This window comes from Achromobacter sp. JUb104 (assembly GCF_024806975.1).
Lineage (GTDB): Bacteria > Pseudomonadota > Gammaproteobacteria > Burkholderiales > Burkholderiaceae_B > Achromobacter > Achromobacter spanius.
Genome location: NZ_JANUEY010000001.1, coordinates 785,617 through 803,064, shown reverse-complemented (window position 1 = coordinate 803,064; position 17,448 = coordinate 785,617). Strand labels below are relative to the sequence as shown.

At 64.1% G+C, this 17,448-nt stretch carries 20 protein-coding genes; 7 read left to right on the top strand and 13 right to left on the bottom strand.

Annotation, left to right across the window (positions count from 1 at the left end):
• Positions 1–52 precede the first annotated feature (52 nt).
• The 3 genes from M2361_RS03665 (at position 53) to M2361_RS03655 (ending at position 1,982) form a co-directional block, all read left to right on the top strand.
• On the top strand, positions 53–703 hold the full coding sequence (locus M2361_RS03665; protein WP_259246266.1) for a DedA family protein: 651 nt from the start codon (positions 53–55) through the stop codon (positions 701–703).
• A gap of 12 nt (positions 704–715) precedes the next feature.
• Positions 716–1,237: a hypothetical protein gene (locus M2361_RS03660; RefSeq protein WP_259246265.1), complete on the top strand. Its 522-nt coding sequence runs from the start codon at positions 716–718 to the stop codon at positions 1,235–1,237.
• A 94-nt stretch (positions 1,238–1,331) separates the two neighbouring features.
• Complete coding sequence (locus tag M2361_RS03655) at positions 1,332–1,982, top strand: dUTPase (RefSeq protein ID WP_259249230.1); 651 nt, start codon at positions 1,332–1,334, stop codon at positions 1,980–1,982.
• 80 nt (positions 1,983–2,062) lie between these two features.
• Here M2361_RS03655 and M2361_RS03650 read toward each other — a convergent pair whose 3' ends face one another.
• From M2361_RS03650 to M2361_RS03625, 6 genes are all read right to left on the bottom strand, one after another.
• A complete protein-coding gene (locus tag M2361_RS03650; RefSeq protein ID WP_259246264.1) occupies positions 2,063–3,175 on the bottom strand; it encodes an NADH:flavin oxidoreductase/NADH oxidase in 1,113 nt (370 codons plus the stop codon).
• A 91-nt stretch (positions 3,176–3,266) separates the two neighbouring features.
• Positions 3,267–4,037 carry an ectoine/hydroxyectoine ABC transporter ATP-binding protein EhuA gene (gene ehuA, locus M2361_RS03645; protein WP_259246263.1) on the bottom strand — a complete coding sequence of 257 codons (771 nt, stop codon included), beginning with the start codon at positions 4,035–4,037 and terminating at the stop codon, positions 3,267–3,269.
• A complete protein-coding gene (gene ehuD, locus M2361_RS03640; RefSeq protein WP_100856341.1) occupies positions 4,034–4,705 on the bottom strand; it encodes an ectoine/hydroxyectoine ABC transporter permease subunit EhuD in 672 nt (223 codons plus the stop codon). Before ehuD ends, ehuA begins: the two co-directional genes overlap by 4 nt.
• On the bottom strand, positions 4,702–5,355 hold the full coding sequence (ehuC, locus tag M2361_RS03635; protein WP_100856342.1) for an ectoine/hydroxyectoine ABC transporter permease subunit EhuC: 654 nt from the start codon (positions 5,353–5,355) through the stop codon (positions 4,702–4,704). The genes ehuD and ehuC overlap by 4 nt, the downstream gene beginning before the upstream one ends.
• Positions 5,356–5,364: 9 nt before the next feature.
• On the bottom strand, positions 5,365–6,276 hold the full coding sequence (gene ehuB, locus M2361_RS03630) for an ectoine/hydroxyectoine ABC transporter substrate-binding protein EhuB (RefSeq protein ID WP_259246262.1): 912 nt from the start codon (positions 6,274–6,276) through the stop codon (positions 5,365–5,367).
• Positions 6,277–6,454: 178 nt separating this feature from the next.
• Positions 6,455–7,609: an ABC transporter substrate-binding protein gene (locus M2361_RS03625; protein WP_259246261.1), complete on the bottom strand. Its 1,155-nt coding sequence runs from the start codon at positions 7,607–7,609 to the stop codon at positions 6,455–6,457.
• 259 nt (positions 7,610–7,868) lie between these two features.
• On the opposite strand from M2361_RS03625, the gene M2361_RS03620 reads away from it, so the two are divergent.
• Both M2361_RS03620 and M2361_RS03615 read left to right on the top strand, forming a co-directional pair.
• Positions 7,869–8,294, top strand: a complete 426-nt coding sequence (locus M2361_RS03620) for an OsmC family protein (RefSeq protein WP_259246260.1) — start codon at positions 7,869–7,871, stop codon at positions 8,292–8,294.
• A 181-nt stretch (positions 8,295–8,475) separates the two neighbouring features.
• A complete protein-coding gene (locus tag M2361_RS03615) occupies positions 8,476–9,765 on the top strand; it encodes an Nramp family divalent metal transporter (RefSeq protein ID WP_259246259.1) in 1,290 nt (429 codons plus the stop codon).
• Positions 9,766–9,844: 79 nt separating this feature from the next.
• Here M2361_RS03615 and M2361_RS03610 read toward each other — a convergent pair whose 3' ends face one another.
• Positions 9,845–10,066, bottom strand: a complete 222-nt coding sequence (locus tag M2361_RS03610) for an XRE family transcriptional regulator (RefSeq protein WP_100856347.1) — start codon at positions 10,064–10,066, stop codon at positions 9,845–9,847.
• Between M2361_RS03610 and M2361_RS03605 the strand changes: the two genes are divergently transcribed.
• Positions 10,065–10,217: a hypothetical protein gene (locus M2361_RS03605; RefSeq protein ID WP_164741270.1), complete on the top strand. Its 153-nt coding sequence runs from the start codon at positions 10,065–10,067 to the stop codon at positions 10,215–10,217. The two genes, M2361_RS03610 and M2361_RS03605, sit on opposite strands and share 2 nt — an antisense overlap.
• Positions 10,218–10,247: 30 nt before the next feature.
• Here the strand turns inward: M2361_RS03605 and M2361_RS03600 are convergent, their stop codons facing one another.
• Positions 10,248–10,877, bottom strand: a complete 630-nt coding sequence (locus M2361_RS03600) for a TetR/AcrR family transcriptional regulator (protein ID WP_259246258.1) — start codon at positions 10,875–10,877, stop codon at positions 10,248–10,250.
• A gap of 116 nt (positions 10,878–10,993) precedes the next feature.
• Between M2361_RS03600 and M2361_RS03595 the strand changes: the two genes are divergently transcribed.
• On the top strand, positions 10,994–12,277 hold the full coding sequence (locus M2361_RS03595) for an MFS transporter (RefSeq protein WP_259246257.1): 1,284 nt from the start codon (positions 10,994–10,996) through the stop codon (positions 12,275–12,277).
• An 85-nt stretch (positions 12,278–12,362) separates the two neighbouring features.
• On the opposite strand, the gene M2361_RS03590 is transcribed toward M2361_RS03595, so the two are convergent.
• The 5 genes from M2361_RS03590 to M2361_RS03570 all read right to left on the bottom strand — a co-directional run bounded on the left by M2361_RS03590 (position 12,363) and on the right by M2361_RS03570 (position 17,219).
• Entirely contained in the window at positions 12,363–13,103 is a 741-nt protein-coding gene (locus M2361_RS03590) for an ABC transporter ATP-binding protein (RefSeq protein WP_100856350.1), read from the bottom strand.
• Positions 13,100–13,903, bottom strand: a complete 804-nt coding sequence (locus M2361_RS03585; RefSeq protein ID WP_100856351.1) for an ABC transporter ATP-binding protein — start codon at positions 13,901–13,903, stop codon at positions 13,100–13,102. The genes M2361_RS03590 and M2361_RS03585 overlap by 4 nt, the downstream gene beginning before the upstream one ends.
• The gene (locus M2361_RS03580) at positions 13,900–14,991 is read right to left on the bottom strand and encodes an ABC transporter permease subunit (RefSeq protein ID WP_100856352.1); all 1,092 of its coding nucleotides are present in this window, start codon (positions 14,989–14,991) and stop codon (positions 13,900–13,902) included. The genes M2361_RS03585 and M2361_RS03580 overlap by 4 nt, the downstream gene beginning before the upstream one ends.
• Positions 14,988–15,839: a branched-chain amino acid ABC transporter permease gene (locus M2361_RS03575; RefSeq protein WP_404976344.1), complete on the bottom strand. Its 852-nt coding sequence runs from the start codon at positions 15,837–15,839 to the stop codon at positions 14,988–14,990. Before M2361_RS03575 ends, M2361_RS03580 begins: the two co-directional genes overlap by 4 nt.
• 234 nt (positions 15,840–16,073) lie before the next feature.
• Complete coding sequence (locus M2361_RS03570; protein WP_100856354.1) at positions 16,074–17,219, bottom strand: branched-chain amino acid ABC transporter substrate-binding protein; 1,146 nt, start codon at positions 17,217–17,219, stop codon at positions 16,074–16,076.
• Positions 17,220–17,448 lie beyond the last annotated feature (229 nt).

The following is a 17,448-nucleotide window of genomic DNA, read 5'->3' as shown; positions in this document are numbered from 1 at the left end:
CCAGGCGTTAAGATACCCGATTGCTTTCAGCTAATTTTCAGACTTCGCCTTCATGGATCAATATATCGACAAGATCGGCCTCTTCATCGAGGCCAACCAGGTGTGGGCCGGCCCCATCACGTTCCTGCTGACCCTGGGGGAATCGCTGGTACTGGTGGGCCTGTTCATCCCCGCCACGGCGCTGATGCTGCTGACGGGCGGCCTGATTGGCGCGGGCACGCTGGACCCCTGGGGCGTGGTCGCCTGGGGTATTGCCGGCGCCATTGTGGGTGACGCGGTGTCGTATTGGCTGGGCCGCTGGGCCGGCCCTGGCGTGTTGCGCCGCTGGCCGCTCAAGCAGCAACGCACCGGCGTGGCGCGTGCGCGGCTGTTCTTTTATCGCTATGGTTTCGCCTCGGTGCTGATCGGCCGCTTCCTGGGGCCGATCCGCTCAACCATTCCCACCGTCGCCGGCGTGATGGGCATGGCGCACCACCGCTTCCAACTGGCCAATGTCATGTCGGCGCTGCTGTGGATGCCCTTGATGCTGGCGCCGGGCTACATCACCGCGCGCAGCCTGGGTACGGCGGAAAACGCACAGCAAATCGCCATGATGATCGGCGCGGGCCTGTCAGTGCTGCTAGGATGCGGGCTTCTGCTGGCCATGGTGCGCAAGCGCCGTCAACCGGCTCGGCAACGGGCGGGGCAAGGCCGCGGCAACTGATCGGAGAATGGCATGGCGATTGACCTGGAGCCGAAAGACGGCGATTTCGCGCGCTACATTGAAAACCTGTCGAGCGCGGGCGGTGTCACGCCCGGCAAGGTGCCCGAAAAGGGCCGTGCGTCGCGCCAAGCCAGCGTTGCCGTGCCGGTCCCCGTACCGGCCCCCGCGTCGGGCGACTCCTTGTCCACCGCCCCCTGGGGCAACACGGCCCCGCCCGCGCGCAACACCGGCTCCCCCGGCGCCACCGCCCCGTCAGACGCGGCTGAAATCTCGATGGCCCAACGCGCGCGCCAGCGCAAATTCGGCGTCATCCTGACCGTGGGCGGCGTGCTGGCAGGCTGGGCGGCCGCGAATATTGCCTTCCGCGTGCTACGCACCCCCCATTTCGAGCTGGACGAGTTGATGCCCGCGGTATTTCTGGGGTTCTTCGCGGTCATGCTGCTGAAGGCTGCCGGCAGCGCACGCAAGGCGCGCGGCACGCCGCTGAGCAAACTGCCGCCACTGAAAACGTCGTCCTACCGCAAAGACAACTGACGCCGCTGGGCCGCCCGGCATTGGTGCTAACATTTCCGCCGCCGTCGCAAAGACCCTCAAGAATTACGGAGTAAAAGTGAATAACGTTGTCGGATTGAACCAGGCCCAAGCGGCCACGATGCTGAAGCTGCAAGACCACTTGAACAGCATGATCAATCCCGACTGGGTCAATGGCGGATCGCGTTTCCTGCGCGCCGCTTTTGTTGAGTCCGCCGAAGCGCTTGAGCACTACGGCTGGAAGTGGTGGAAGAAGCAAACCATCGACCTGCCCCAGGTGCAGATGGAACTGGTGGACATCCTGCACTTCTACCTGTCGCACACCATCGTCCAAGCCCAAGGCCAGCAAGCCGATGCCGCGCGCGCGCTGATGGCCGACCTGGCCACGCCCGCCTCGGTCACGCTGGACGGCAAGACCTATTCGCTGGGCGCCCTGCCCGTGCCCGAACTGCTGGAACTGATCGGCGGCCTGGCCGTCTGCGGCCGCGCCAGCTACAAGGTGCTGGAACAGACCATGACGGCGTGCGAAATGAGCTGGAACGACGCCTACACGCAATACGTGTCGAAGAACGTGTTGAACATCTTCCGCCAGCAGCACGGCTACAAGGAAGGCACCTACATCAAGATCTGGAACGGCGAAGAAGACAACGTCGTGCTGGCTCGCCTGCTGTCGCAACTGGACCCCACCAGCGCGGATTTCGCCGACGCGATGGCGCGCGAACTGGAACAGGCCTACGCGCGCCTGTAAGACCACCGCACACCGTGCCGGGTAAAAAAAAATCGCCGCTTCAAGCGGCGATTTTTCATTGCAGGCACGGCGATTCAGCTTCAGCGCTGGCCGAAGCGCGTCTCGCCAAACAGTTCCTTCAGTTCGCGCGGTTGCGAACGCCAGTACTGGTGCGGCGCCGCCACTTGCCCGCCCAATTGCGCCGCCGCGTGCCAGGGCCAGCGCGGGTCATACAGCATGCCGCGCGCCAGCGCGACCATATCCGCCTGGCCGTCGGCCAGGATGTCCTCGGCCTGCTGCGCCTCGGTGATCAGGCCTACCGTAATCGTCGGCATGCCCACCTGGCGCTTGATCTCGGCCGCGAACGGCACCTGGTAGTTTGGCCCCACCGGAATTTTCTGCTGCGACGAAACACCGCCGCTGGACACGTCAATGAACTCGCAGCCGCGATCCTTCAACTGCTGCGCGAAGACCAGCGTCTGCTCAAGATCCCAGCCGCCCTCCACCCAATCCGTGGCCGATACGCGCACACCCAACGCAACCGAAGACGGCGTGGCTTCACGCAGCGCCTGGAACACTTCAAGCGGAAAGCGCATGCGGTTTTCAAGCGAGCCGCCATAGGCATCCGTGCGCTGGTTCGCCACGGGCGACAAGAACTGATGCAGCAGGTAGCCGTGCGCGGCGTGCAGCTCGATGGCGTCAAAGCCCAGGCGGATGGCGCGGCGCGCGCTGTCCACGAAGGCATCGCGCACGCGCGCCAGGCCGGCTTCATCCAGCGCCAGCGGCGGCGGTTCGGATGCTTTGTGCGCAATGCGCGACGGCGCCCAACCCTGCCAGCCGCCCTCGGACGGCGGCACCAGTTGGCCACCGTTCCAGGGCGCGTCGCTGGACGCCTTGCGGCCGGCATGGCCCAACTGGATGCCCAGCTTGATGGGCGAATAGCGGCGTACCGCGGCCACCACGCGGCCCAACGCCGCCTCGGTCTCGTCCGACCACAGCCCCAGGTCTCCCGGCGATATGCGGCCATCGGGCTCCACCGAGGTGGCTTCGGTAAACAGCAACGCCGCGCCGGACAAGGCCAGATGACCCAGATGGATCATGTGCCAATCGGTGGCACAGCCGTTTTCGGCCGAGTATTCGCACATGGGTGCGATGACGATGCGATTGGCCAGCGGGACATTGCCGACCGACGTGGGACTGAACAGGTGACTCATGGACGCCTCCGGGCATGGGATGCGAAAGCATAGCGCCCGCGCTTGACGCAAAGCGCAATCCCATCGCCCCCGTCAGGGTTAAACGCCCCGGCTATTGGCCTTCGATCACCGAATCCAGGAACTGCCGCGTACGCGCTTCTTTCGGCTGGCTGAACAGCACGGAAGATTCCGCGTCCTCGACGATGTTGCCCTGGTCGAAGAACAGCGTGCGGTCGGAGCTGCGTTCTGCGAATTTCATCTGGTGGGTCACGATGATCATCGTCATGCTGCGGCGGGCCGACAGCTTGCGCAAGATTTCCAGAATGCCGCCGACCAACTCGGGATCAAGCGCCGATGTCACTTCGTCGAACAACATGATTTCCGGGCACATGGCCAGCGCGCGCGCAATGCCCACGCGCTGCTTCTGGCCGCCGGACAACTGCGCCGGGTAGACATCCAGCTTGTCGCCCAGCCCCACCATGTCCAGGTATTCCACGGCGCGTTCGCGCGCCTGGTCCTTGGACATGCCCAGCACGTGTATAGGCGCTTCCATGGCATTGCCCAGCGCGGTCATGTGCGGGAACAGGTTGAAATGCTGGAACACCATGCCGATCTTGCCGCGCACGCGGCGCAGATATTCGGAATTGACGCCCACGGGCCGGCCCTGTTCGTCCGTCCACATCGTCTGGCCATCGATTTCGATATCGCCGCTGGTGGGCTGGTCCAGCGTCATCAGCACGCGCAGCAAGGTGGACTTGCCCGACCCGGACGGCCCGATCACGGCCACCGTCTGGCCCGCCGGAATTTCCAGATTGATGCCGCGCAGCACCTCCAGCTCTCCGTAACGCTTGTGCAGATTCTTGATGGTCAAGCTGGCGCTCATCGCTTTCCTCCATATCGTTGCAGGCGGGCCTCCAGGCCGCGCACACCCCACGCCGCCACCAGGCTCAAGGCCAGGAACAGCACGCCCACGAGCGTCAGGGGTTCGGTGTACCGGAACGTCGCGGATCCGATCATCTTGCTTTGCTGCAGCAGTTCAACCACCGTGATGGCCGACAGCAGCGGCGTGTCCTTGAACATCGCAACCAGATAGTTGCCCAGCGCGGGCACCACCGGCGGAATCGCCTGCGGCAGCACCACACCCACCGCCGTGCGCCAGCGCGACATGTTCAACGCCGTGGCGGCTTCCCACTGCCCGCGCGGCACTGCTTCAATGCCGGCGCGATAGACCTCGGCGCAATACGTGGCGTAATGCACGCCCAGCGCGACGATGCCGGTCGCCAACGGCGACATCTGCACGCCGGTCAGCGGCAACACGTAGAACAGGAAGTACATCTGCACCAGAAGCGGCGTGCTGCGGATGAACTCGATCACGAACGCCGTGGGCAGCGACACAATGTGCAAGCGCGAGCGCCGCAGCATGGCCAGGACCAGGCCCAGCGTAATCGCCACCAGCATGCCCAATAACGTCGCCTGAATCGTGATGACCAGCGCCGAACCCAGCGTCGGCAGGATCTCCAGCGCGAAAGACCAATCAAATATCGGTGTCATCGGACGCGGACCCTCCGCTCAAGCATGCGCACGCCGGCCGTGATCACCAAGGCCACCGCGAAATACATCAACAGCATCAAGGTGAAGATCTCGGTGGTACGCAGAGTTTCGCTGCGCAGCAGTTGGCCACGGAAGGTCAGGTCGGTGATGGTGATCAGCGACACCAGCGCCGTGTTCTTCATCAGTTCGATCAGCAGATTGCCCGCGGGCGGCAGCATGGCCGGTATCGCCTGGGGCACCACGATGCGCCGCATGATCTGCGCGCGCGTCAGGTTCAGGGCGATGCCCGCTTCACGTTGGCCGGGCGGCACGGCCCGGATGGCGCCACGCACCACCTCGGCGCCGTAGGCCCCGGCATTCAAGGCCAGCACCACAATGCCCACCAGCATGGCCGGCAACTGGACGCCGAACAGCGGCAGCACGAAATAGAACCAAAACAATTGCACCAGGGCCGACGTGCCCCGAAAGACCTCGACGTACACCGATGAGAGCCAACGCACTGGCCGCAACGTTGACAGGCGACCGATGCCCGAGGCCAGCGCCAGGGGCACCGCCAACACGACGGCCCCCGCCATGATCTGGAGCGTGACCCCCAGACCCTCAAGCAGGGGCGGCACCAGCGCCGCGATATGTTCCGAGAGAAGTTGCATCGGCGCTCCTTACTGGCCGGCGCAGAGCTTGGCGGCCGTCACGCCCTGTGGCAGTTCATCTTCGGTAAAGCCAAAAGGCGCCACCAGTTTCTTGTGCTCGTCCGTGCCGATGAATTTTTTCAGTTCGGCGTTGAAAGCCGTGGCAAAGTCCTTGTCGTCGGTGCGGAACGCATAGGCGCCGTAGCCGCGTACGCCCTTGCCGTCGATCACCGGGTCGGTGAACGGGTCCGCCTTTTCCAGGTCGCTGCCCTCCTGCGTCTTGCCCATCAGGTCGTTGACCGTCAAGCCCGTGGCGGCGTAGGCATCGGCGCGGCCCGCCTGCACGCCCGACAAGGCGCTGACAGCGTCTGGAAACACCACGATCTGGCCCGACGGAATCTTCACTTTTTCGGCGTATTCGCCCTCGATGGCGCCCACCACCACGCCCAGCTTCGCATCCGGGTTCTTCACCACGTCTTCATAGCTGTGCAGGTTCTTGGGATTGCCCTTTTTCACCAGGAAGGCCTCTCCCACCCCATAGGTCGGGTCCGAAAACGCCACCTGCTTGCAACGCTCGGGCGTCACGTACATACCGGCGGCGATGATGTCGAAACGCTTGGCGGCCAGGCCGGGAATCAAGGAACCGAACTCGGTCAGCACCCCTTCCACCTCGTTGATGCCCATGCGCTTAAGCACCACGCGCGCAATCTCCACGGATTCACCCGTGACCTTGGCTTCCTTGCTGTCCATGTACGCAAACGGCGCCTCGTTGGCGTAACCGATGCGGATTTTGCCTGCCGCCTTGGCGGCTTCCAGCGTGTTTGTGGCGCTTGCGGGCGCCCCGCCAGCCGCAGTGGGCTTGTCGCCCCCCGAGTCGGAACACGCGGCCAACACGCCCAGGCCCAAGGCCAGCAGCAAGCGTTTGGATTGAAGCAAGGTCATGGATTTTTTCTCCCAAATTTATTTCTAGGTGCATGGCTTCACTAAAAATAATACGCTATTAAATGATTTCGACACGAATCATATAGTCGTAAAAAAAGCAGGCCTAAGCCTGCTTTTGGGTGCCGATGCCCTATGGAGCGTCAGCAGACGTTACGAAACGTAGGAAAACATGGCTACGCTATTGTGCGTACGAAAAGCGGCCGTTTTTGACGATGCCCATCACCCGGGCGCGCTCGTCAAACCCTTGATGATTGTCCTTCGAAATATTCAGCACGCCATTGGGCACGACCAGATCGCGCGTGTTTTCCAGCGCATCGCGCAACGCGGCGCGGAATTCCGGCGTACCGGGCTTGGCGCCTGTTTTCAGCGCGCGGCCCACCGCCGAATCCAGCAGCATCCAGGCGCCATAAGCGTCACCCGCAAATTGCGTCAGCGTATTGGCGCCGTATTGGCCTTCGTACTTGTCGGCAAACGCCACGGCGACTTTCTTCACCGGATTGCTGTCGGGCAGCTCGCGCGCCACCACGCCCGGGCCGGTCGGGAACAGCGTGCCTTCCACATCCCGGCCACCAACCTGCAGGAATTCAAGCGTGCCGATGCCGTGGGTCTGATAGACGGCGCCGGTGTAGCCGCGTTCCAGCAAGGTCTTTTGCGGCAAGGCCGAGGGCGTGCCCGCGCCGGCAATCAGCACGGCGTCCGGCTTGGCCGAGATTACCTTCAGCACCTGCCCCACCACCGACGCGTCGGTACGCTGAAAGCGTTCCTGCGCGACGATCTTCAGGTCGTTGCCGGCCGCGGCGGTGAACTCTTTCCACCAGCTATCGCCATAGGAATCCGCAAACCCGATGAAGGCCACGTTCTTCAGGCCCTTCTTCTTCATGTCCTCGACCAGCACGGTGGCCATCAGCGAATCGTTCTGCGGCATCTTGAACGCCCAGGCCCGCTTGGGATCGGACAGGGGTTCCACGATGACGCTGGAGGCGGCCAGCGCAATCATCGGCGTCTTGGTTTCAGCCAGCACGTCCAGCGCGGCCAGGGCAGCCGCCGTGGTGTTGGGGCCCACGATGGCGTCGACCTTGTCTTCGGATGTCAGCTTGCGCAGGTTCTTCACCGCGCGGCTGACGTCGGTGCCATCGTCCAGCACCACATAGCGCGCCGGCTCGCCGCCCAGCGTGTCGGGCCACAGGCGGATCGCGTTGTTGGTCTGGATACCAATGGCGGCGGCGGGGCCGGTGGTGGACACATCCACACCGATCACGATTTCGGCTTGGGACGTCAAGGTGGGCAGCACCAGCGCGACGGCGCAGGCATAGCGAAGAAAATTGCGAGGCATGACAGCAGCTCTTGGGGTGGTTAAACAGATGCCGCTATTTTGCCTGATGGACCGCGTCGTACCGCGCACGATCCGCACAAGATAGCCGATGCCGTTACATCGGCTTGCCGTTGCGCACCGGTGGATTCCGCGCCCGCCCCCCGGCCTCGTCTTATCATCGTTCATGCCTTGCACGGCAAGGCACGCCGCCTTGCCGGCGGTCGTATTTTTGCACCGGGCGCGCCCGCGACGCACGCGCCCATCCCTTAAAGGAGTCACTATGAAGAAAACCGCATCCGCCGCCTGGTCGGGCGATCTGAAGACTGGCAAGGGCACGATCTCCACCCAAAGCGGCGCACTCAAGGCCCAACCTTATGGGTTCAACACCCGCTTTGGCGACACGCCGGGCACGAACCCCGAAGAACTGCTGGGCGCCGCGCACGCCGGCTGCTTCACGATGGCGCTGTCGAACATCCTGTCCGAATCCGGCATGGTCGCCACCAGCCTGGACACCAAGGCCGAAGTCACGCTGGACAAGGTGGACGATGGCTTTTCGATTACCGCCGTGCACTTGACCGTGGAAGCTGTCATTCCGGGCGCCACCGCCCAGGCCTTCGAAGAGGCCGCGCGCAAGGCTGAAACCGGCTGCCCGGTTTCCAAGGTGCTGAACGCCAAGATCACCATGGAAGCAAAGCTCAAGTCCTAAGCGCGACACCGGCTGATGGGGCTGGCCCAGGCCGGCGCCATTGGCCCACGTGTCTGGGATACCCGATCGGCCCGCCCGGTCGGTCCACCCGATTGGCCCACCCTATCCCAAGCTTTTCCAAAATCAATTTGACGGCGGATAGTCGCTTCTAGAAAATGAGAACCATTCTCAGGAGCGCCGCATGACCGGATTCATCTACGCGATCTCAGGCGGCAAAGCCGCTCTGGCCCAGGACGCCCAAGTGTCGGCGAATCTGCGCCGCATGGTGGGCTCGGGCATTCTGGTGGCCGTGGGCTACATCGACCCGGGCAACTGGGCGACAGACATCGCGGGCGGCAGCGGCTTCGGCTACGGCCTGCTGATGGTCGTCATCACCTCGGCATTCCTGGCGCTGGGCTTTCAGATATTGGTGTCGCGCCTGGCGCTGGCTACCGGACAAGACCTGGCCACGCTGACCGCGCGCCATCTGCCCGCGCGTTGGTCCAAGGCCGCGTGGCAGGCGGGCGAAGCCGCCATTCTGGCCACGGCCCTGGCCGAACTGATCGGCGGGGCCATCGCGTTGCGGCTGTTGTTCGACCTGCCCCTGATCGCGGGCGTGGCCGTCACCGGCGTGGGTACGTTTGCCGTGCTGGCCTTGACGCGCGGCAACGCCGACCGCCATGAACGGGTCATTGCCGTGCTGCTGGGCGTGGTGGCCGCGTCGTTCGTGTTCCTGCTGTTCAAGGCGAATCCCGCCTGGACGGCCGTGGCGCACGGCGTGACGGAAACCGGCCAAGCCTTGCGCAATCCCCAGGGTTTCCTCATTGCGCTGGGCATCCTGGGCGCCACCTTGATGCCGCATAACCTGTACCTGCATTCCGGCTCGCTGGCGGAACGCGCGCAGTCGCTGCCGTCGTCCGCGCGCGGCATGGCGATGCGCGTGGCCCGCAACGACACCATCGTGTCGCTGGGCGTGGCCATGCTGATCAATTCGGCAATCATGATCGTGGCGGCGGCCTCGTTGTCCGGCTCGGGCCTGATCGTATCCAGCCTGGATGACGCGCACGCCGTCATCGGCCACAACCTGGGCATCGGCGCCGCGGTCGTGTTCGCGGTGGCGCTGTACGCCGCCGGGCAAAGCTCCACGATCACCGGCGTACTGGCCGGACGCATCCTGTCCAAGGGTTTCCAGATTCGCAGCAACTGGTCGGATCGGCGCCGTGCGCTGGTCACCCGCTTGATTGCGGGCGCGGCGGCTGTCGGCCTGCTGATCTTCACGGGCGGCAAGGATCCCGACGAATTGCTCGTACTTAGCCAGGTCATCCTGAGCCTGGCCCTGCCCTTCGCGCTGGGCCCGCTGGTGGTGTTGGCCTGCCGCAAGGGCGTGATGGGCCACTATGCGCTGCGCGGCGCCTGGGCCTGGGCCGCCATCAGCGCCACCGTGGGCATCGTGATCCTGGACGGCTACCTGCTTGTCGACATGGTGGTCTAGGCCAAAAAAAACGCCAGCGTCTGCTGGCGTTTCTTTGGCTTGCCGCTTGCGCCGTTGTGGCGGCGGGCGGGCTCGCGCCTTAGTGGTAGGCGGAGACGACCGGATGCTGCTTTCGGCCAACGTCCATGTCGTGCAGAACTTCGCCGACAGCGCCGCCGAAGGAGGCCACGCGCACCTTCAGGCGCAGCCACAGGCCACGGTTGAAGGGACCGGACAGGGTTTCCGCTTTGACGGCCTCGCGGATCAAGGACCGCTCCAGCGCATCCGACATACGGGCATTTTTCAACGCGGTATCGCTCATGATTCTCTCCTTGAGAAAGCGCGATGTGGAACAACACGACTTCATGTTAGATCCGCGTTTGTTGCGTCGCAATAAAAACTTCAAGCATTTTTTTAATCGTTGTGCAATGGGTACAAACACCACCAAAGCGGTGCAGGCGGCACCACGTTAAGCACTAGTCTTGTGCAGCGCCGTCCCCCATTCAGCCGACTCGATGCGCCTGAATCAGCTTGTCGGCCATGTCCGCCACTCGCCCGGCCGGGCCGCCCTCGCCGAATAGCTGGCTGGAAACAAAGGCGCCTTCAATCAACAGCAGCAAGCCGTCGGCCAAGGCCTCGGGGTTGTGTGCGCCCATGCCTGCCGCCATCTCGTTCAAGCGGCGCCGCAGCTCCAGCTTGTGCTCCACGGCCACCGCGCGGGCCGGATGGTGGGGTTCGGGGTATTCGACTGCCGCGTTGGTCAGCCCGCAACCGCGGTAGCCGTTTACGACCGCACGCTTGCCCAGGCCGGACAGGTAGTCCAGCAACTGCGCGCGCGGGTCGCCCGGATGTGCGTCGCAAGCGGCGTTGAAACGCGCCCAGAATTCGGCGTCATAGTCGCGCAGATAGGCCGCCGCCAATTCGTCCTTGGACGAAAAACTGCGGTACAGGCTGGGCTTGGTCACGCCGGCTTGGTTGACGATGGCGTCCACGCCCACGGCGCGGATGCCATCGCGGTAGAACATTTCGCGCGCCGTCTTGCGGATGCGGTCGGCCGCAAGCAGCGGCTTGGCGGCGGGTTGTGCCGCGGTATCGGGCGGGATATCGGACGCGGGGTTGGGCTTGGTGGCCATGCTGGACTCCTGAAAACGGCGCAAAAAACACATCCATCAAAAAGCGCTTGACGATGTTACTGACCGGTACGTACTATTCGCAAACTCGCAAATCCAGATACGTACCGGTAAGTAACATGAGTATAGCTCACCCCCCAATCCCCTTCCGCCGCGCCGGGCAAAAGTACGCTTTTGTTGTGGTCGCAGTGATATTCCTGGCCTTGCTGATATCTGCCGGGCTGCGCTCCACGCCCAGCGTACTGCTGGTACCACTGGAAGATGCCTTTGGCTGGAGCCGCAGTTCCATTTCATTCGCCGCCGCCGCGGGCATCTTTCTTTATGGGCTGGTCGGCCCCTTCGCCGCCGCCGCGATGGAACGCTTTGGCTTGCGCCGCGTGCTGATCACCGCGCTGGTCCTGATGTCCGCCTCCAGCGCGGTCAGCGCGTACATGACCGAGCCCTGGCACCTGCTGATGAGCTGGGGCGTTTTCTCGGGCTTGAGCTCCGGCGCCGTCGCCTCCGTGCTGGGCGCCACGATCGTAAACCGCTGGTTCACCAAGCATCGCGGCTTGATGATGGGGCTACTGACCGCTAGTACCGCCAGCGGCACGCTGGTATTCCTGCCCATTCTTGCCACCTTGGCGTCTTCCGGAGACTGGACGCGCGTGGTCTGGACGGTGGCGGCGGCCGCCGCGGCGATGGTGCCGCTGGCCTGGTGGCTGGTGCCCGACCGCCCGGCCAACGTCGGGCTAGTGCCCTTCGGTAGCGACCCGCACGCCCCGCCCGCCCCCGTTGCGCCGCGCACCGGCATGTTGGCCGCCACGTTCGGCGCCCTGGCGCGCGCGTCCAAGACGCCCACCTTCTGGTTCCTGTTCGCCACGTTCTTCATTTGCGGCTTCACCACCAATGGCCTGGTCGGCACGCACCTGATCGCGCTGTGCGGCGACCACGGCATGCTGGAAGTGCAAGCCGCCGGCCTGCTAGCGTTGATGGGCATCTTTGACCTGGTCGGCACCACGGCATCCGGCTGGCTGACCGACCGCTACGACCCGCGCAAGCTGCTCTTCGTCTACTACGCCCTGCGCGGCCTGTCGCTGATCTACCTGCCCTACTCCGATTTCTCGTTCTACAGCCTGTCGATCTTCGCCATCTTCTTCGGACTGGACTGGATCGCCACCGTGCCGCCCACCCTGCGCCTGACCACCGAAGCCTTCGGCGAACGCGACGCCGGCATCGTGTTCGGCTGGATTGTCGCGGGCCACCAGTTGGGCGCCGCCAGCGCCGCCTGGATGGCGGGCGCCATCCGCGAAGCGCAAGGCAGCTACCTGATGGCTTTTGTGATTTCCGGCATCACGGGCTTGATCGCCGCGCTCATCGCCCTGCGGATCGGCAAAAAGCGCGTGGTGCCGCAACCCGCCTGAACGCAATCCAGAGGCGCATGAAAATGCCCGGCATCCGAACTGAACCGGATGCCGGGCATTTTTCCATTGCAACGCAACGGGGTTGCTAGGCCGAGGCTTCCTCGACTTCGCCCAGATACGCCGCCCTGACCTTCGGGTCGTGCAGCATCTGCTTGGCGGGGCCGGACAGGATGATCTCGCCCGACTCCATCACATAGCCCCGGTGGCTGTTTTCCAGCGCCAGGCGCGCGTTCTGTTCGATCAGCAAAATCGTCACGCCCTCGCTGGCAATGGTGCGCACCACCTCGAACACCTTTTCGACCATCAGCGGCGCCAAGCCCATCGACGGTTCATCAAGCAAAAGCAGCTTGGGGCGCGCGATCATGGCGCGGCCCATGGCCACCATCTGCTGCTCACCGCCCGACAAGGTGCCGGCCGCCTGCTTGCGGCGTTCGGCAAGCCGGGGAAACAGCGTGAACACGCGGTCGGTGTCCTGGCGAATCTGTGCGGCGTCGCGACGGATGTACGCACCCATCGCCAGATTCTCTTCGATGGTCAGTTGGCCAAAGATGCCCCGGCCTTCAGGCACCATGACCAGGCCCCGGCGGACCAGCTCATGCGATTTCGTGCCACCGATCGACTGCCCGCCGTAGACGATTTCGCCGCCCGCCAGCGGCACCAGGCCGCATATGGCGCGGAGCGTCGTGCTTTTGCCCGCGCCGTTGGCGCCGATCAGGCACACCAGTTCGCCGGCGTCCACGCGCAGGTCGATGCCGCGCACGGCACGGATACCGCCATACGCCACTTGCAGGCCGCGCAATTCCAATAAGGGTTGGGATGCCGTCATGATGCCGGGCTCTCCTTGTGAATCAGCGGGTCTTGCGCCGCGCCGGCGCCCAGATACGCTTCGATAACCTTGGGGTCGCGCTGCACCTGGGCGGGCTTGCCCATGGCCAGCACCTTGCCGTATTCCAGCACCAGCACCCGGTCGCACAGGCCCATCACCAGCTTCATGTCGTGCTCGATGAGCAGCACCGTGACGCCGTCGTCGCGGATCTTTTCGACCAGCTTGCGCAGCACCACCGTTTCCGATGCATTCATGCCGGCCGCGGGCTCGTCCAGCGCCAGCAACTTCGGGTCCGTGGCCAGGGCGCGTGCAATTTCCAGGCGGCGCTGATCGCCGTATGGCAAGGAGCGCGCGACGTCGTTGGCGCGATGACCGATGCCCACGTAGTCCAGCAGTTCCTGCGCCCGCGCCTCGATGGCCGCTTCTTCCGCCCGCGTGGCGCGCGTGCGCAGCACCGCGCCCAACACGCCCGCCTTGGTGCGCAGGTGGCGCCCGATCATCACGTTTTCAATGGCCGACAAATTGGCAAACAGGCGAATGTTCTGGAACGTGCGCGCCAGCCCCGCGTAGGCGACCTCATGCGGCTTCTTGCCGGACAGGGATTCTCCGTTGAACGTGCAACTGCCGTCTTCCGGGATGTACAAGCCGGTCAGCACGTTGAACAGCGTGGTCTTGCCCGCGCCGTTCGGGCCGATCAGCCCATAGATTTCGCCCTGTTCAATATCGAAACTGACATCCGACAAGGCTTGCAGGCCGCCAAAGCGTTTGCCCAGCCCCTGCGCTTGCAGCAGCTTGCTCATGCCGCACCTCCTTGCGTCTTCGACGACAGCTCGCGCTTGCGCACGGCCGACGGCCACAAGCCCGCCGGGCGGAACAGCATGACGCACACCATGGCCAAGCCGAACAGCAGCATGCGAATGCCTTCGGGGTCCAGCACCACGGCGCCAAACACCATGTGCTGGAAGGGCTCCACCACCGCGCGCAGGAACTCCGGCAAGGCCGCCAGGATCAACGCGCCCAGAATCACACCGGGGATATGCCCCATGCCGCCCAGCACCACCATGCACAGGATGGAAATCGACTCCATCAGCGAGAAGCTCTCGGGGCTGACAAAGCCCTGCATCGATGCGAACAACGCGCCCGCCACGCCGCCAAAAGACGCGCCCATGGCGAACGCCAGCAGCTTGATGTTGCGGGTATTGATGCCCATGGCCTTGGCCGCGATCTCGTCTTCGCGGATGGCTTCCCAGGCACGGCCGATGCGTGAATTCTGCAGGCGCACGCACACCACGATGATGATCAGCGTGATGGCCAGCAGCAGGTAGTAGTACTTTTCAGGCCCGGTGAAGCGCATGCCCAGCAAGCTTTCCGTGCGGCCGAACGAGAACTCGCCCACCTTGAAGGTATCGATGCGGTTGATGCCCTGCGGCCCGTTGGTGATGTTGATCGGGGCATTCAGGTTATTCAGGAAGATGCGAATGATCTCCCCGAAGCCCAAGGTCACGATGGCCAGGTAGTCGCCCCGCAATTTCAGCGTTGGCGCCCCCAGCAGCACGCCAAACAGGCAGGCCACGGCCAGCGCAATCGGCAAGATCGCCCAGAACGGCAGGTGCAGCCCGAAATGCGGCGACGCCAGCAGCGCCCAGGTATACGCACCCACCGCGTAGAACGCGATGTAGCCCAGGTCCAGCAAGCCCGCAAAGCCCACCACGATGTTCAGGCCCAGCGACAGCATCACATACAGCAGCGCAAAATTCAGGATGCGCACCCAGCTCTGGCCGGCCATGCCGATCACAAAGGGCAGCACCGCCAGCACAATGCCGATCAGCGCAATGCCGATCAGGTTGCGGGTCGACAGCCCGCTGTTTTTTTTCAGGGATACGTTCATGCCCGGTCTCCCACGCGTTCGCCCAAGAGGCCGGAGGGACGGAAGATCAGCACCAGCACCAGCACGAAGAACGCAAACACGTCCTGATAGTGGCTGCCCAGAAAGCCGCCTGTGATGTCGCCGATATAACCCGCGCCCAGCGATTCGATCACGCCCAGCAGCAGCCCGCCCACCATGGCGCCCACCATGCTGCCGATGCCGCCCAGCACCGCGGCGGTAAACGCCTTCAGGCCCAGCATGAAGCCCATGGTGTATTGCGACACGCCGTAATAGGTGGCGACCATCATGCCCGCCACGGCGGCGAGCGCCGAGCCGATCAGGAACGCCGCCGAAATCACGGTGTTGATGTTCACGCCCATCAGCCCCGCCACTTCGCGGTTCTGTGCGGTGGCGCGCATGGCCGTGCCCAGACGGGTCTTGTGCACGATGGCCAACAAGCCGCCCATGATCAACGCCGCAATCACCACGATGGCGATCTGCAGGGTGCTCATGCGCGCGCCGGCAAACTCGAACACGCGCGGCGACAGCACTTGCGGAAAGTTCAGGTAGTTGCGGCCCCAGGCCATCATCGCCACGTTCTGCAAAATGATGGACACGCCAATCGCGGTGATCAGCGCCGCCAGGCGCGGCGCGCGGCGCAGCGGCCGGTAGGCCACGCGCTCGGCCGTCCAGCCCACCGCCATGCACAGCGGCACGGACACCAGCAGGCCCACGCCCAGCACCACGAAGGCGGACACGCCGGGGTCGCCACCGATCAGCGAAATGGCAATCGTGGTGGCCGCCATGGCGCCGATCATGACGACATCGCCATGCGCGAAGTTGATCAGCCCGATGATGCCGTACACCATGGTGTAGCCAAGGGCGACCAGGGCGTACACGCTGCCTAGCGTGACGCCGTTAATCAGTTGTTGAATGAAGATATCCATAGGGGCCGCGAAAATAAGCCTGGAAAAATCGCGCAACGCAGCGGCCCCTCGTCTTGACGGACGGGACGCGGCGGGCACGGCGCCACGCCGAGCGGCGCAAGCGCAAAGAGTGGGCGGACACCGGCCAAGCCGGCCCCGCCCGGGGTTCAGCCTGCCTTAGTTGGCTTGGCTGACCATCGTTTCAACCATCTCCCACTTGCCGTTCTTGACTTCGTAGATGGTGACCGAGATTTCCTTGAGATCGCCTTGCGCGTCGTAGGAAATGTGCTCGCTGGTGGCGCCCTTGCGGTTCAGCTTGGCCAGCACCGGCAGGTACTTCTCGGGGTCGGACGACCCGGCCTGTTCGATGGCCGTGATCATGTTCCAGGCGCCGTCATAGGCGTAAGGCGCGTAGACGCCGGGGGCCTTCTTGAAGCGGGCTTCGTAGCGCTGGGCAAAGTCCTTGCCCGCCGTCATCTTGTCCAGCGGCACGCCGGCCAGGGACGCGAAGGTGCCGTCGGCGGCATCGCCCGCCAGCTTGATGAAGGTGTCGCTGCGCGTCATTTCGCCCGACACCAGCGGGGCCTTCAGGCCCAGCGTGGCCAACTGGCGCTTCATGGGACCGGACTGCGCGTCCAGGCCGCCGTAGAAAATTGCGTCGGGCGCGGCGCCCTTGATGTTGGTCAGGATGGCCGTGAAGTCGTTGGCCTTGTCGGTGGTGTATTCGCGGCGGACCACTTGGCCACCGGCGGCCTTCACGGCCTTTTCCACTTCGTCGGCCAGACCTTGGCCGTAGGCCGTGCGGTCGTCGATGATGGCGACCTTCTTGGCCTTCAGGTTCTGCACCATGAACTTGCCGACCGCCGCACCCTGCTGGGTGTCGCTGGTCATCATGCGAAACGTGGTTTCGTAGCCCTGCTTGGTGTATTCCGGCGACGTCGCCATGGCGATCTGGGGCAGACCGGCTTCATGGTAGACACGCGAGGCGGGGATGGTGGTGCCCGAGTTGAAGTGGCCCAGGATGCCCACGACTTCCTGGTCGACCAGTTGCTGCGCCACCTGCACGCCCACGCGCGGATCAGCCTGGTCATCACGCGACACCAGCACGAACTTGGCAGGCTCGCCGTCTACCTTGACGCCCTTCTTGTTGGCTTCTTCCAAAGCCAGGTTCAGCCCGTTCTGCATGTCTTCACCGTAGTGCGACTGCGGACCGGTCAGCGGGGCGGCAAAGCCAAGTTTGATGTCGGCGGCCGATGCGGCGGCCGTCATGCCCACAGCAGCGATGCTGGCGGCGAGTAGCTTCAAAGTCGTGCGGAACTTCATGGGGAATCCTCCGGGGTCTCGGATGGCCGTGTACTGATAGCGGTACTTAAGGCCTTGTTATACCTGAGCTTTTAGCCAGGCTTTTGGTTTTTCTACTACCGCGGGCCCGGCGGTGGCCGGGTCCCGCGACTGCATGTTCTGCAAGGTCTGGATGCCGGGTTGCGACATCCAGACTTGAGGTGCGACCGGATTTTCGTTCCAGTGCAACCTTGCCCGATATTGGAGATAA

Coding starts and splice junctions, on each gene's coding strand:
- M2361_RS03620 (WP_259246260.1), top strand. CDS start 7,869: ATGAAGAAAACCGCATCCGCCGCCTGGTCGGGCGATCTGAAGACTGGC.
- M2361_RS03590 (WP_100856350.1), bottom strand. CDS start 13,103: ATGACGGCATCCCAACCCTTATTGGAATTGCGCGGCCTGCAAGTGGCG.
- M2361_RS03570 (WP_100856354.1), bottom strand. CDS start 17,219: ATGAAGTTCCGCACGACTTTGAAGCTACTCGCCGCCAGCATCGCTGCT.
- ehuD (WP_100856341.1), bottom strand. CDS start 4,705: ATGACACCGATATTTGATTGGTCTTTCGCGCTGGAGATCCTGCCGACG.
- M2361_RS03615 (WP_259246259.1), top strand. CDS start 8,476: ATGACCGGATTCATCTACGCGATCTCAGGCGGCAAAGCCGCTCTGGCC.
- M2361_RS03660 (WP_259246265.1), top strand. CDS start 716: ATGGCGATTGACCTGGAGCCGAAAGACGGCGATTTCGCGCGCTACATT.
- M2361_RS03610 (WP_100856347.1), bottom strand. CDS start 10,066: ATGAGCGATACCGCGTTGAAAAATGCCCGTATGTCGGATGCGCTGGAG.
- M2361_RS03575 (WP_404976344.1), bottom strand. CDS start 15,839: ATGGTGTACGGCATCATCGGGCTGATCAACTTCGCGCATGGCGATGTC.
- M2361_RS03625 (WP_259246261.1), bottom strand. CDS start 7,609: ATGCCTCGCAATTTTCTTCGCTATGCCTGCGCCGTCGCGCTGGTGCTG.
- M2361_RS03665 (WP_259246266.1), top strand. CDS start 53: ATGGATCAATATATCGACAAGATCGGCCTCTTCATCGAGGCCAACCAG.
- ehuA (WP_259246263.1), bottom strand. CDS start 4,037: ATGAGCGCCAGCTTGACCATCAAGAATCTGCACAAGCGTTACGGAGAG.
- M2361_RS03650 (WP_259246264.1), bottom strand. CDS start 3,175: ATGAGTCACCTGTTCAGTCCCACGTCGGTCGGCAATGTCCCGCTGGCC.
- M2361_RS03580 (WP_100856352.1), bottom strand. CDS start 14,991: ATGAACGTATCCCTGAAAAAAAACAGCGGGCTGTCGACCCGCAACCTG.
- ehuB (WP_259246262.1), bottom strand. CDS start 6,276: ATGACCTTGCTTCAATCCAAACGCTTGCTGCTGGCCTTGGGCCTGGGC.
- M2361_RS03600 (WP_259246258.1), bottom strand. CDS start 10,877: ATGGCCACCAAGCCCAACCCCGCGTCCGATATCCCGCCCGATACCGCG.
- M2361_RS03585 (WP_100856351.1), bottom strand. CDS start 13,903: ATGAGCAAGCTGCTGCAAGCGCAGGGGCTGGGCAAACGCTTTGGCGGC.
- ehuC (WP_100856342.1), bottom strand. CDS start 5,355: ATGCAACTTCTCTCGGAACATATCGCGGCGCTGGTGCCGCCCCTGCTT.
- M2361_RS03605 (WP_164741270.1), top strand. CDS start 10,065: ATGATTCTCTCCTTGAGAAAGCGCGATGTGGAACAACACGACTTCATG.
- M2361_RS03595 (WP_259246257.1), top strand. CDS start 10,994: ATGAGTATAGCTCACCCCCCAATCCCCTTCCGCCGCGCCGGGCAAAAG.